General features: G+C 62.3%; 11 protein-coding genes and 3 pseudogenes. 5 read left to right on the top strand and 9 right to left on the bottom strand.

What is annotated here, in order from left to right; genetic code table 11:
- Window positions 1-52: 52 nt before the first annotated feature.
- The 3 genes from OMK73_RS03195 to OMK73_RS03185 are packed head-to-tail and all read right to left on the bottom strand — an operon-like array spanning window position 53 to window position 1,451.
- Window positions 53-559 carry an Hsp20/alpha crystallin family protein gene (locus tag OMK73_RS03195; protein ID WP_267600647.1) on the bottom strand — a complete coding sequence of 169 codons (507 nt, stop codon included), beginning with the start codon at window positions 557-559 and terminating at the stop codon, window positions 53-55.
- A gap of 58 nt (window positions 560-617) precedes the next feature.
- On the bottom strand, window positions 618-998 hold the full coding sequence (locus OMK73_RS03190) for an Hsp20/alpha crystallin family protein (protein WP_267600646.1): 381 nt from the start codon (window positions 996-998) through the stop codon (window positions 618-620).
- 18 nt (window positions 999-1,016) lie between these two features.
- Window positions 1,017-1,451 (bottom strand): Hsp20/alpha crystallin family protein, encoded by a 435-nt coding sequence (locus tag OMK73_RS03185; RefSeq protein WP_267600645.1) that lies wholly within the window; start codon window positions 1,449-1,451, stop codon window positions 1,017-1,019.
- A gap of 160 nt (window positions 1,452-1,611) precedes the next feature.
- Here OMK73_RS03185 and OMK73_RS03180 point away from each other — a divergent pair.
- Window positions 1,612-2,562: pseudogene (locus OMK73_RS03180) on the top strand (DnaJ C-terminal domain-containing protein); the annotation flags it as partial.
- A 168-nt stretch (window positions 2,563-2,730) separates the two neighbouring features.
- Here OMK73_RS03180 and OMK73_RS03175 read toward each other — a convergent pair.
- The gene (locus tag OMK73_RS03175; protein ID WP_267600644.1) at window positions 2,731-4,329 is read right to left on the bottom strand and encodes a SagB/ThcOx family dehydrogenase; all 1,599 of its coding nucleotides are present in this window, start codon (window positions 4,327-4,329) and stop codon (window positions 2,731-2,733) included.
- A gap of 304 nt (window positions 4,330-4,633) precedes the next feature.
- A pseudogene (locus tag OMK73_RS03170) lies at window positions 4,634-6,076 on the bottom strand (IS3 family transposase).
- Window positions 6,077-6,146: 70 nt separating this feature from the next.
- Here OMK73_RS03170 and OMK73_RS03160 point away from each other — a divergent pair.
- From OMK73_RS03160 to OMK73_RS03145, 4 genes and pseudogenes are all read left to right on the top strand, one after another.
- On the top strand, window positions 6,147-6,359 hold the full coding sequence (locus OMK73_RS03160) for a hypothetical protein (RefSeq protein WP_267600642.1): 213 nt from the start codon (window positions 6,147-6,149) through the stop codon (window positions 6,357-6,359).
- A 182-nt stretch (window positions 6,360-6,541) separates the two neighbouring features.
- A complete protein-coding gene (locus OMK73_RS03155; protein WP_267600641.1) occupies window positions 6,542-7,060 on the top strand; it encodes a hypothetical protein in 519 nt (172 codons plus the stop codon).
- A gap of 17 nt (window positions 7,061-7,077) precedes the next feature.
- Window positions 7,078-7,562 (top strand): annotated as a pseudogene (locus tag OMK73_RS03150) (integrase); the annotation flags it as partial.
- 126 nt (window positions 7,563-7,688) lie between these two features.
- On the top strand, window positions 7,689-7,979 hold the full coding sequence (locus OMK73_RS03145; RefSeq protein WP_267600735.1) for a sensor histidine kinase: 291 nt from the start codon (window positions 7,689-7,691) through the stop codon (window positions 7,977-7,979).
- A gap of 274 nt (window positions 7,980-8,253) precedes the next feature.
- Here the strand turns inward: OMK73_RS03145 and OMK73_RS03140 are convergent, their stop codons facing one another.
- The 4 genes from OMK73_RS03140 to OMK73_RS03125 are packed head-to-tail and all read right to left on the bottom strand — an operon-like array spanning window position 8,254 to window position 12,900.
- Complete coding sequence (locus OMK73_RS03140; protein WP_267600640.1) at window positions 8,254-9,714, bottom strand: N-acyl-D-amino-acid deacylase family protein; 1,461 nt, start codon at window positions 9,712-9,714, stop codon at window positions 8,254-8,256.
- Window positions 9,715-9,726: 12 nt separating this feature from the next.
- Window positions 9,727-10,599 (bottom strand): Bug family tripartite tricarboxylate transporter substrate binding protein, encoded by an 873-nt coding sequence (locus tag OMK73_RS03135; RefSeq protein ID WP_267600734.1) that lies wholly within the window; start codon window positions 10,597-10,599, stop codon window positions 9,727-9,729.
- Window positions 10,529-11,872 (bottom strand): threonine ammonia-lyase, encoded by a 1,344-nt coding sequence (locus OMK73_RS03130; RefSeq protein WP_267600639.1) that lies wholly within the window; start codon window positions 11,870-11,872, stop codon window positions 10,529-10,531. The genes OMK73_RS03135 and OMK73_RS03130 overlap by 71 nt, the downstream gene beginning before the upstream one ends.
- 41 nt (window positions 11,873-11,913) lie before the next feature.
- Window positions 11,914-12,900, bottom strand: coding sequence for an N-carbamoyl-D-amino-acid hydrolase (locus OMK73_RS03125; RefSeq protein WP_267600638.1), 987 nt, complete (start codon window positions 12,898-12,900; stop codon window positions 11,914-11,916).
- Between the last annotated feature and the right edge of the window lie 32 nt (window positions 12,901-12,932).

Raw genomic sequence — 12,932 nt, 5'->3', positions numbered from 1 at the left:
CTCCATCTCGGCAAGCCGCGGCATCTCGCTATTCCCTCGCGAAGGCCTCAACTCACTCCACTGTGATTGTGAAAGACTTGGGTTTCCCCGGCGTGGCCTTGGGCAAGTCCACTCGAAGTACACCGTTCTTGTAAGTTGCCTTGGCTTGGTCAGCCACTACCGGGGCCGGCAGGGGCAACACGCGACGGAAGTTACCATAGGCGCATTGCATCACGCGCCAGCGGCCTTCCGTGCTCTCTCGGTCGAAGCGTTTCTCTCCACACACCACCAGGGCGTCGTCGCGCACTTCGAGGTTGATTTCCTGCTTTTCCATGCCCGGTACTTCCAGGCGCACCACCACGTGTTTTTCGTCTTCGAACACGTCGCCGCCCAGCATGGCCCAGCCCTGGGTCGGTAGATAAAAGCTGTTCTCGACTTCGCTCCTGCCAGGCAGATTGGCGTCTTCACCCGGTTTGAACCGGGTCAGCGCGCCGGCGGCAGTCTGCGTGAGATGGTGCCAGCCTTCGGCCAGGTTATCCCACAGAGAACCGAAACTCTCTTTCAACGATTCCAGTTTCATGTCAGCCCGCCTACGTGTGGGCAGCCATGGGCAATGCCCAAGGCCCGCTCGGCTTACATCACGCGATCTTGACCTCAATGCGGCTCGGTTGCGCATATTCGGCTTTGGGGATGCGCAGCTTGAGCACGCCGTGGTTGAACTCGGCCACCACCTTCTCGGCATCTAGTTCCTTGGAGAGCGTGAACACGCGCCGGTAACGCGGCAGGGAAACCTCCACGTAGCTGGCTTCCATGCCCTCCGGCTGATCCAGGACGACTTCGCCCTTGATGGTCAGGATGTCGCCTTCCACCTGCACGACCAGCTTGTCCTTGGGCACACCCGGCAGATCGGCGTACAGGGTGATGCCTGCGGCGTCCTCGTACACATTCACTGGCGGCATCAGGGCCGCTTCAGCGCTGCCAGTGTCGGCTTGTTTGGTGACAGCAGTATTTTCGCTCATGGCCAGATCCTCCTCGCATCACTGGATGCTGATTTGGCGCCGCTGCGCGGCTTCGAGGCGCTGGATGCTGATGTGCAGCACGCCGTCGCGGTACTTGGCTTCCACCGCATTGGGATTCACGTCGTCCGGTAGGCTCACCACGCGACGGAAGCGGCCGGCGAAGCGTTCATCGATATGCAGGGAGGTTTGCTCGTCCTTGTCAGAGAGATCGGGCTTGCGCTCGCCGACAATGGTCAGTACGCCCTTCACCAGTTGGACGTCGATGCTGGCCGGATCGGTGCCGGGGGCAAAGGCGTAGATTTCCACCGAGTGGGGTGTGCCGCCTACATTCATGGCCGGAAAACTGACCCGACCACGAATGCTGGGAGACAGCTCGAATGCCTGTTGCATCTCGCGCTGCAGGCGGTCCAGTTCTGAGAATACGTCACGGGGAAACAGGGACCGATACATCATGTTTGCCTCCATTCACTCTGGCGCGGGCGCCATATTCTGACGTCTCCGGTTGGAATGGTAAGGCTTCTCCCGAGGATATCAAGCTCTTGATTTGACTGATATTCGCCGTCATTCTTTCGAGCGGAAGGGCAGCATTAGAGACGTGGAAAGGGGGACACGCATGGAATTCCAGGACTACTACAAGACGCTGGGAGTGACACGTGATGCCACCGCTGAGGACATCAAGAAGGCGTTCCGCAAGCTCGCGCGCAAGTTCCATCCCGACGTTTCCAAGCAGCCGGATGCCGAAGTGCGCATGAAGGAGCTCAACGAAGCCTATGCTGTACTCTCCGACCCGGAAAAGCGCGCCGCGTACGAGCAATTGGGACGAGGCCATCAGCCCGGCCAGAAGTTCCGTCCGCCGCCGGACTGGGACACCGGCTTCGAGTTCTCCGGTCGGGACTTCTCGCCGCAGCAAGAGGCCAATTTCAGCGACTTCTTCGCCGAGCTGTTTGGCCACATGGGGCGCAGACACCGCGGTTTCCATACACACGGTGGCAAGTCCCCGTCGCGCGGTGGGGATCACCGCGCCAAGGTGCTGCTGGACCTCGGAGACACCTTCACCGGCGCCACCCGTCAGCTTTCGCTGCAGGTGCCAAGCGTGGACGCCCAGGGCGGGGTGCAGCTCAGGAGCCGGACCCTCAGCGTGAAAATTCCCAAAGGCGTGCGCGAAGGTCAGCTCATCCGCCTGGGCGGGCAGGGTGCACCGGGGATCGGCGGTGCGCCGGCGGGGGATCTTTTTCTGGAAGTGCGTTTCAAACCGCACGACCAACTGAAGGTGAAGGGACGCGATCTACACCTTACCCTGCCGGTGGCGCCATGGGAGGCGGCGTTGGGGGCGGTGGTGCCCATCGATTTACCTGGGGGCGAGCTGAAGGTGCGCATTCCCGTCGGCGCCCAGAGCGGCAGCGAGCTACGCGTGCGCGGCAAGGGCATTCCCGCTAATCCACCGGGCGATCTGCTGCTGCACATCCAGGTGGTGTTGCCGCCGGCAAACACCCCTAAAGCGCGGGAGTTTTATGAAACCATGGCCCGGGAACTGGCTTTTAAACCGCGCCCGGATAGGAGAGCCCGATCCAAGCTGGATGACGACATTCTGATCGGCAGCTTGATGGAAGAGGCTTGGCTGACTCCAGAGCAAGTGGTGGCAGAAAGATACCACTGGGCTCGCTGTCTGGACGGCGGTGCTTTCAGTTTGCCAAGGTTCCTGTCCCACGAATCGGAACGTAGCACTTTCGAGTCAAGGCCGATCCTCATACGGTGCAAATGTAGACAAGCGCTGATCGACCACGGCGCCACCGACGGTAAAGTGATACAGGCTTTGCCAAGCGTGATCTTTGATTCCCAGCATGGCGTGCATTTCATCATCGAAAAAACAGCCAATTCCCGTAGCGCGCGCTCCGGATGCTTCGGCTTCAAGATAGAGCGCCTGGCCGAGGATGCCGCATTCCCAGAAAAGATGGCGATATCGCCATGGTTGCTTCAGGGCGATTTCGAAATTTGCGAGCATTCCCAGCGCAAAGCAGGAATCGGCGGCGATGTCCTGGTGACAACAGATCAACTTTGCCACCGCGCGTAAATCGTAAGGCAGCAGAAAATAGAGCGGCAGATGGTCCGGTCCAGTCTTTTGCCACAGCCATTCTGGGCGCATAGCCTGCTTGAGGCTAGGCAGCGCCCCGGAATGTCTCACTAGCACATACAGGCCCGGCTCCAGATCGTCCACGCGGTGCACCAATAGCGCCGGATGCACCGCGACTGGAGACATCAGCGTATTCCACGGTGGCGTGTCACTACGTACCAACAGGCATGCCAGCATGGCGAAGAAAGCCGCGGCGGTGATGCGCGTCGTACCATCGAAACTCACAGCGCTGCGGCGTTGCCGAGCGATTCGGGCAAAGCTCAGATCAAGGGCGGGCGTCGCGGACCACAGGTGCGGCTCCGGATCTAGCGAGCTCGGTTCGCGAGTACGAGACTTGTGCGTGGCGCGATGGATCGAATCGATGTCCGGCCAACTCTCATGTCCCGCGCTTAGTTGATTCGCGTATCCGTACCAGTGCGCCTTATCCAAAGCAGCCTGCAGGCACCCAGGGTCCGGCTGTGCTTCAAGATTCCCGATCCAAAGCAGGGCATCTGGCACCTCTGGTTCGGCCCGTCCAAAATCCTCGCGGCGGTTCAATCCAAGCAATGCGGCCAACGCGTCATCCGCAACCGCCTCCACCAGCCGAGTCTGCCAGCCGAGAGCTGCCGCGGCGTAACTCACTGCCGCGATAGCATGGCCGCAGTCATGCTGGCAGTAGCGCCATGCGCGCATTCCGTATTTCCACGCCTCGCGCCAGTGAATCGAGCTTATGCCGACCAGGATACCGCCGCCTGCAAACGCCTCGGTCCATCGAGGATCATCCACTTCAGCGCGATGTTCAAGTACATGGTCGCGGCTCAGGTAATGGTAGACCCCGCCAGCCAAGCCAGGCAGAGCCGGACACAGAAGATAGCCCTCGGTCGGATGCAGATTCCCGCTCGAAGGATTGCAGCGCAGTGACCACCGCTGAGCACCGTAGGATTTGCACGCTGACAGGCCGAGTGAAAGTTCAAACAGGATTGCCAGGGTACGAAGACTGAATCTTTGCGCGGGAGGCAGAGTGCCGCAGCGCAGCTCGTTGTAGCGTGCGGCCAAGGTGTCCGCGAGCAATGGCAGAGCAATCCGCGGTGTGCCTTGAAACACCCGGAACGGGTCCGGCTGGGTTGCCCAGTCGAGCCCTCCGGGGCCGGGAGCGTAGCTGTTGACACGGTGCTTGCTGCGTTCGTGATATTCAAGCAACACCTGCGTTAATCGGCTCATGTGCCTCAGTTCAGGAATACTGATTTTGAATTATGGATCCTTTTCGGCCACCTGGCGTCGCGGCGATAAGTGAGCGCATCGAAGTACAGGGAGGGCCATCTTCTTGCCAGTGGGCGCAGGCAGGGAGTTGGTCGGGCGCCCACCAGTTGAGTAACACTTGTTGGGAATCTAGTCGCTAGAGCGTATTCTTAAAAAGTGACATAACAGCAGACCAAAGCAACGACAAGGCACACATGAAGTACGCCCCCGTACCTCTGGCCCCGACAAAGCGCGGAACGTGTCAATGACTTTGCGTCACCTGGCTTCATGAATTTACTCTGCCGGACTGTGGTGTGTTTGGGGTAATGGCCTCCGATGGCGGCGGGTTGATCCAGACTGCTGTGGGCAGCCGCGGTGGTTCAGGGCGACGCCCTTTAAATCTGTTTGGGGACGCCCGGAATGCTGTGTCGAGTGCTGCCTGACGGGTGAGGTGCAACTCCTGGGCGAGCCCATAATGAACGCTGTGCGGCGTCATGAATCCGATGCCCGAGTGCCGATGCACGGTGTTGTACCAGGCGAAGAATGCCTGGCAGTGGGCGCGCGCATCCTCAATGCAGCCGAAGCGCGCGGGGAAGTCCGGGCGGTACTTCATCGTCTTGAACTGCGACTCCGAGAAGGGATTATCGTCAGATACGGAGGCCGGCTGTGGCTTTTGGTGATGTCCAGGTCGACCAGCAACGCGGCCACCGGTTTAGAGCGCATGCTGGCACCGCGATCGGCATGAAGCGTGAGCACGCCGGGGGCGATATCGTGGCGTGCCACGCTGTCGGCGATGAGCTGTTCAGCGAGCTCCGCGCTCTCGCGCCCGGCGATCAACCAGCCCACGACATGGCGGCTGAAGATGTCCAGGATGACGTAGAGGTGGAAGCACGTCCACCTGGCTGGCCCTTTGAGTTTGGTGATGTCCCACGACCACACCTGGTTAGGCGCGCGCGCCAGCAACTCAGGCCTGACGTAGGCCGGATGGACAAGCTGGTTGCGTCGCTCGCGCGAGCCGCCATTGGCCGCCAGCAGCCGGTACATGGTGCGCACCGAGCCCAGGTAGCGGCCCTCGTCGAGCAACGTGGCGTGTAGCGCCGCCGGCGCGGTGTCGGCGAAGCGCTCGCTGTTAAGGGTGTCCAGCAGCACCTGGTTTTCCAGGGCATCCAGAGCCAACGGTGGCCGGGGCCTGGCAGTGGACCGTGGCAGTGGACCGATGAAGGCCATGCGACGCAGGTGGGCCCGCTGCCGGGCAGGCGTGCCGCGCGGCACGCCCAGGGCATGGCAGGCCGCGCTCGCGCCCAGGGCCGGAGTGAGCTCTTGCACAGCCGCCATTACGGCTTGTCGGTGTCGTCGTCGATCGGATTGCCCAGCAAGGCTGCAAGTTTTTTTGGACGTCGATCACCAGCAGCGCCTTGTCGAGTCGCCTCCTGAGATTATCGCGCTCGCGCGTGAGCTGCGCGATGTGCCGCGCCTCGGCCCGAGTCTCGTCGAATTTGGGTCCGCGCTTTTGTGGGGCAAGGGCAGCCAGTTCGGCAGCCTCGCGCTGGCGCCGCCATGTGCTCAAGGATGACGAGTACACGCCTTCATGGCGCATCAGCGCGCCGATCTCTCCGGGCTTGGTGCAGCGGTCAGCCGCCTCCAGTATGCGGCGCTTGTCGGCGTTGGAAAATTGCCTGCGCCGAGCGCGAGCAACGACCTCTGAATCGGTGCCGGACGCTGCCGCCAGCGTCGCCGATCCGGGCGCCTCTTCAGTCGACCTACGGGCTCCTTGCGTTGCGCCCGGATCGGACACATTCTTGACGGCGGCCATCGTTGCCTTGGATGAGTTGTTGACGGTCATACCTATCTCGTTGCTCACTAATCTATCAGGGATAGGTGACGCACGTCATATTGGCACGGGGGGCGCTCGACAACATCGAGAAAGCGCCAGAGTGAACAACCAGATGAAGGTCGCAAGACTGCGCAACCCGGTCAATTCGATCCGCAAAACGAGCAGATTGCAGATTTGAGCTAGTTCGCGTCGAAGCAGCAATCCAATGCTTCATCAACATCACTTGTGGTGCTATCGCGCCTACAAACGGATTTCTGACGCTGCCATCGCGGCATTCCTGTCCGGCTGTACCAATCAACGTTGACACCATGGGTCTCAACCCTCCGAGCGCAGTCGTGCCCGGATAGCCGAGGTGCCGCTATGCGTACCCTTCTCTATTTTCGTTTCACAGATGCTGCTTCGGCACGAAATGGCTGGACTCAGGTGCTTGCCCTATCAAAGGCGCCAACTTACGTAACGGGCCCGTGGTTCCTGGGCAGAGGCCTCAAGCCTATCGCAGGCTTTCCGGTTGCCGATAGCAGTCATACCACCTTCCGACCCGAAGTTTCGATGGCTGGATATGTTATCTGCGCGGTACTGGGTATAGCTCTCGCCGGAAACTACGGCGACCATTCTGACCCGCTGAGTAGTCTCACCGCCTATGGCCTTGGCTTTATGATCGGCGGCTTCGGTGGCTGGTTCCTCGGCGCCTTGAGTGGAGCCAGGCTATCGCGGCCTCGATTAGCCCGGCATGCGGCTTTATTGTCGCAAGGCGAGATTCTCATGATTGTGGGCTGCAAATCTTCCGAGAAGGATAAGGTCAAGACCTTGCTATATGGCAGAGGCGGGGTCGGCATAGAGGAGCACGGCGATTTTCTGCCGCATCTCCGCTGGATATGACAATGGACGCCTGTCTCGCAAACAACCCCTACCAGGTCGTGGAGTTCGACGGGCACCGACTCGATATCCGGCTAGAAAGGTGGTAGTACGCGATGCATTGGGCTTTGAACATGAGTTCGAAATCGAACGCGTTTGGTTGCTCGCGATCATCGACGTCTGCACGCGTGCAGTGCTTGGCTATCACCTTGCGCTGGGTCGCGAGTATAGTCGCTACGACGTCATCAAGACCATCGAGTCGGCCCTGGAACCGCACCGACCGCGCGACTTCACGATTCCTGGATTGGTCTACGGTTCGCACGACGGCTTTCCCTCACAGCGCATGCCGGAGCTCGCGTACACAACCTGGGAGTGGATGAAGCTTGACAATGCGAAGGCGAACCTCGCCAAGGAGACACTGGATGCCTTGTGCGAGTTCGTTGGCTGTTGTGCAGACGCAGGGCCGAAGTACAGCCCCGATGATCGGCCCTACATCGAACGCTTCTTCGGGACCATTGCGAGCAGGAGTGTCGAGATCCTGTTTGATTTCAGTGTCGAGTACATCCAGTCGTATCGGAGCCCTGATCCGGTAACTACCGAAACCCAGATCACAGAGCCACTGCCCGTCGTTCATTGTCAGCACAAGTGCCATGTGGGTTCTGGGCCTAAGTATGCCCAGGAAAATGGGACGATCACGGTTGAGGCGGCGCGCCGCCCGGACGGGGCGGTGGCGATCGCCGTGTCGGACGACGGACCCGGCATCCCCGACAAAGAGAAGCCCATAGTTCTTGAGCGCTTCTACCGCGGCGACGCAAGTCGGAGTACACCGGGCGTGGGCTTGGGGCTCAGTCTCGTGGCCGCCGTCGCCAAGCAGCACGGCGACGTGCTCGAATTGACCGACAATCATCCTGGGTTGAGGGCGACGCTAATCCTGTTTTCGTAGGGGCAGCCAGCCGACCGCCCACGTTGGTGAACTGGTTTCGACCGGACGGATGCCATACCTTCCTCGAACTCCCGCGCTGCCCGCGCGCGCCGTACCGGAGAAATGTCGCACGGCGCCGCCCTCGACGCGGAAGCGAACGCCGCAGGCTATGCCGATTGGCACGATCCGCAGCGTCCGTGCAGCTTAAGGGCAGCGCCGTAACAGACGAAATTGGCCGATGGGGAGTGGAAACGTGCACGGTGCGATCGCGCCATGCCCGCGACCGATGCCTGCGCTAAGCAGCAGACGTATCGTTCCGGCGGATCACCGCGCCGGCCCGGGCGCCCGTGCTCTCGCCGCCGCTCCACGCAATGGTGCCGTTGACGATCACGGTCTCGATGCCTTTGGCGCGCGCAACTGGCTGCGCGAAGGTCGCCATGTCGGCCACCCCGGCGGCATCGAAGATGGTGATGTCCGCGAAGTTGCCGTGCGACAAGATGCCCCGCCCCGGCAGCCTGAAGTGGCGGGCCGTCAGGCCAGTCATCTTGTGCACGGCCTGCTCGAGCGAGAATAGCCCAAGGTCCCTGCAGTAATGCCCCAGGACGCGCGGGAATGTACCCCACAGACGCGGATGTGGCGCGCAATCGTGCGGCAGTCCATCGGAGCCGATCATGGTTTCGGGAAAGGCGAGGATGCGCTGCACATCCTGCTCGTCCATCAGGAAGTAGATCGCGCCCGCCGGTTGCAACGCATCGACGGCGTCTTCGGGCGTGAGACCCATTGCCGCCGCAATGTCATCCAGGTCCTGTCCGGCGAACTCGGGATGTGGCACCGAACGCGTCACGATGACGCGGCTCGACATGGCGAGCCGATCCTTGCGCAAGATTGTGGACCCTGCGGTGTACGGATAGCAGTCGAGTCCGATCGGCTGACGCTGCATTGCTTGCGCGATATGTCCCAGGGTCTCCACCGAGCGGCCATGATTCTTCGGACCAATCAGCTTGTGATGGGAGATCACGACTGGCGCGTCGCCCGCGGCGCCGACCTCGAACGCTTCGTCCAGCGCCTCGCGGATCCGATCACCTTCATCGCGGATGTGGCTGGCGTAGACGCCGCCGTAGCCGCGCATGACCTCCGCCACGGCGGCCATTTCGCCGGTCGTGGCCGGCATTGCAGTGGGATAGGCCGCCCCTGTCGAAAGTCCGATGGCCCCGCTCTCCATGGCGTCGCGCAGCAATGCTTGCATCGCCGCGATTTCGCTGTCGGTCGCCGCCCTGTCGAGCCGTTCCATCGTGGCGATCCGCAGCGTCGTATGGCCGACCAGGCAGGCTGCATTGACTGCAGCGGGCGCTCGCCCCAACTCGGCTAGATAGTCGCAGAACGCCGCGAAACGAAACACGGCGGGGTCGTCCCCCAGCAAATCAAGTGGCGGCGGAACGGACTGTCCCGCGGGCGCGCGCCAGGGCGCCAGGCTGATGCCGCAATTGCCTGTCACGACCGTGGTAACGCCCTGGCTGAGCTTGGCCGGCATCAGCGGATCGAGCATCAGATAGCGGTCATCGTGCGTATGCGAGTCGATGAAGCCGGGAGCGACGATGCGTTCCCGTGCATCGATCACCACCGCAGCGGTGTCGGATGACAGCGCGCCGAGCGCCGTTATACGCGATCCCTCGATCCCGACGTCGGCGAGCCTGCGCGGTGCGCCGGTGCCGTCGATTACCGTGCCACCACGAATCAGTATGTCGAATTGCGCCATGTCTCGCTCTCCTCAGTCGACGGCCGCACCGGAACTCTTGATCACTGCGGCCCATACCGGCCGCTCCTTGTGGGCGAGGTCGAAGAGCGCTGCGCGCGTCCCCGTAGAGACCTCGTATGCCATGTCGGCCAGCCGCGCCTTCATGGCGTCCGAGTTGACCGCCTTGTTGAAGGCCTTGTTGAGCAATTCGAGTATCTGCGGATCGGTCGCGGCAGGCGCGACATAGCCGGTCCATGCCACCGCCTGGTAATCCTTCAGTCCCGTCTCCGCCATGGTCGGCAGCTTCGGCAGGCGGCTGTCGCGGCGTGCACCGGTGACGGCGAGCGGCACGACGCTGCCGCTCTTCAGATACGGCGCGATCGACGTGATGTTCTCGAAGACCAGATCCACTTCGCCTCGCATCAGTGCCAGGTCCGCTTCGGGTCCGCCCTTGTAGGGAACATGTGTGATGGAGACACCTGCCATCGCCTTGAACATCTCGGCGCCCAGATGGCCCGTGGTGCCGTTCCCGGCCGAGCCGACGGAGAGCTTGCCCGGCGCGCTCCTGGCCAGCGAGATCAGTTCGGAGACCGACTTCACGCCGAGGTCCTTGCGCACCGCCAGCACGTTCTGCACGTAGCCGGTCAGCGCCACGGGCGCCAGCTGCTTGTCGGCGTCGTAGGGCAGCTTCTTGTAAAGGGACTGGTTGATGGCAAGTGTGGCCACGTTCGCGAAGCCGATAGTGTAGCCGTCGGCCGGCGCGTTGATCACGGCCTGCGTGCCGATGATGCCGGACGCGCCCATGCGGTTGATGACCACAATCTGCTGCCCGATGTCAGTGCTGACGACATTGGCAAGCAAGCGCGAGACGATGTCGGGCGTCGTGCCCGCATTGAACGGGACGATCAGCGTGATGGGACGCTCGGGATAGGATGCGAAGGCGTTGGCCGTGAGCAGCATGGAGACGGCTGTCAGTGAAGCCCGTATTAGTATCCGGGCACAGTTTCGGAAGCGAGACATGGTTGTGTTCCTTTCGTGGTAGGTAAGTTGGCGCCCGGGCCCGGCGTGGATATGCGCAGGACCGGTGACACGGCTGTCTCAAGTGCCGCGCGCGGCGGCTGCAGTGGGCTGCAGAATCGTTTGAAGCAAGGGAAGATCGACGTTGCCGCCAGACAGCACGATGACACCGTCGCGACCTTCGAGATCGATCGTGCCGGCGAGCAACGCTGCCAGCGCGACGGCCCCCCGGCTCGACCAGCAGGCGAAGCTCCTCCAGCGCGAAGCGAATGGCGGCGCTGACCTGCGCATCGTTGACTGCCACAGCGCCGGCGAGAAAGCACTTGTTGATTGCGTAGGGTAGTTCGGCCGGCGTGCTAGCCTGCAACGCGTCGCAGAGCGTCCTCGCGCCTATGGCATTGCTTTCTCTGCGGCCGCTGCTCAACGAGCGCATCGTGTCGTCGAAACCTGCCGGCTCGGCCGCGATCAGGCGCGCGCCGGGATTCAGCGTATCGACGACCAGGCCGCAGCCGGCCAGCAAGCCACCGCCGCCGCAGGGCGCCGCGAACAGGCCGAGATTGTCGAGCGCGGCCTCGGGCAGATCCTGCAACGCCTCGAGCGCCACGGTGCCCTGGGCAGAAAGAACCGCGGGATGATCGCCCGGCGGAATTAGCGTGCCGCCGGTTTCCTCCAACAGCCGCATTCCGATCGCCTCGCGGCTTTCATGGCGGCGGTTGTAGTGAACGACGCGTGCGCCTTGGGCAAGCGCGCGCGAGACCTTGTTGCGCGGCGCGTCGACCGGCATCACGATAGTCGCAGCCACGCCGAGCTGGCGCGCGGCCCACGCGACCGCCTGCCCGTGATTGCCAGTGGAATAGGCGACCACGCCCTTCGCGCGCTGTTCGCTGCGCAGCGACAGCAGCGCATTGAATGCGCCGCGGGCTTTGAACGAACCCGTGACCTGCAGATTTTCCGCCTTTAGCCAGACCGAAGCGCCGGCAATGGCGTCGAGCTTCGACGAACGCAGCAACGGCGTGCGCACAACATAGGGAGCGATGTCCTCGGCCGCCTGCTCGACATCAGCGAAATCGGGGACGCGCATGTGACCCAGCATCTCGTGCCGGATCGCGTGCGCGGGTCGTGGTCGTGCTGGATGGATATCCAGCGTTTCGATTGGCTGCATGGCGAGGCCCCTTGGTAATCGAGGAAGAAAGGAAAACGGGATCAGCGCGCCGGCCAGGCCGGCGGGGCCTCGCTGCCGACCTGATCGGTGATCCGTGCATACGCTTCGACCCGTCGGTGCAAGGCAAAGTTAAAGATGGTGGACCGGCCCAGTTTGCACATGTCCAGGTTGCAGTCGGCCACAATGAGTTCATCGTCCCAGCTGGTGGCCTGCGCCATGATTTCGCCCTGGGGATTGACGATGATGGAGTGGCCGAACATCTCGTGGCCGTCCTCGGTGCCAGCCTTCGCGACCGCAACGGCGAAGCACGCGTTCTGATAGCAGCCCGCCTGTATGGACAGCTGCGAGTGGAACACGCGCAGGTGATGGGCCTCGAAGCCGCGGTTTTCCATGTTCAAGCTTGGAGTGTTGTAGCCCAGCATGACGAGTTCGACCTGCTGCAGCCCCAGCACGCGCCAGGCCTCGGGCCAGCGGCGGTCGTTGCAGATCATCATGCCCATGTTCACACAGACGTCCTTGCCGACCGGCGCCCGGACCACCGGGAAGCCCAGGTTGCCGACTTCGAAATAGCGCTTTTCCAGGTGCTGCACCTTCCGCGCCGGCGCGTACTCTGCGTGGCCGGGCAGATGGACCTTCCGGTATTTGAGGATCATCTCGCCCGACGGTGCGATGATCGCCGAGGTGTTGAACCGGCGCTTGCGCGTGACACCGGCAACATCGGGCTCATAAGCGATCTCGGCGTAGCCCAGGTACACCGTCAGGCCAAAGCGGCGGATCGCCTCGAACAGCGGTGCGGTCGCTGGCGAGGGCAACGCCGTTTCAAACCAGCCGTCCGTCTCGTCGAGGTCCTCGTGGTACCAGCGCGGAAAGAACGTGGTCAGCGCAAGTTCGGGAAACACGACGACGTGAGCGCCACGGCGATAGGCGCGTTCTAGCAGCTGGATCATCCTTCCGACCGCGATCTCGCGCCCTTCGGACTTCTGGATGGGACCGAGTTGAGCGGCGGCGACGGTGATGCTATTGGGCATGTCTTGGGGTGCCTTCTCGATGAGCTCAGGCC

Source organism: Cupriavidus sp. D39, assembly GCF_026627925.1.
Lineage (GTDB): Bacteria > Pseudomonadota > Gammaproteobacteria > Burkholderiales > Burkholderiaceae > Cupriavidus > Cupriavidus ulmosensis.
The sequence above is the reverse complement of the archived record's forward strand: the minus strand, read 5'-3'. Positions and strand labels throughout refer to the sequence as shown.

Bases quoted from the DNA above. Each gene is read 5' to 3' on its own strand.
- OMK73_RS03195 (WP_267600647.1), bottom strand. From the start codon at position 559: ATGAAACTGGAATCGTTGAAAGAGAGTTTCGGTTCTCTGTGGGATAAC.
- OMK73_RS03190 (WP_267600646.1), bottom strand. From the start codon at position 998: ATGAGCGAAAATACTGCTGTCACCAAACAAGCCGACACTGGCAGCGCT.
- OMK73_RS03185 (WP_267600645.1), bottom strand. From the start codon at position 1,451: ATGATGTATCGGTCCCTGTTTCCCCGTGACGTATTCTCAGAACTGGAC.
- OMK73_RS03175 (WP_267600644.1), bottom strand. From the start codon at position 4,329: ATGAGCCGATTAACGCAGGTGTTGCTTGAATATCACGAACGCAGCAAG.
- OMK73_RS03155 (WP_267600641.1), top strand. From the start codon at position 6,542: ATGCGTACCCTTCTCTATTTTCGTTTCACAGATGCTGCTTCGGCACGA.
- OMK73_RS03140 (WP_267600640.1), bottom strand. From the start codon at position 9,714: ATGGCGCAATTCGACATACTGATTCGTGGTGGCACGGTAATCGACGGC.
- OMK73_RS03130 (WP_267600639.1), bottom strand. From the start codon at position 11,872: ATGCAGCCAATCGAAACGCTGGATATCCATCCAGCACGACCACGACCC.
- OMK73_RS03125 (WP_267600638.1), bottom strand. From the start codon at position 12,900: ATGCCCAATAGCATCACCGTCGCCGCCGCTCAACTCGGTCCCATCCAG.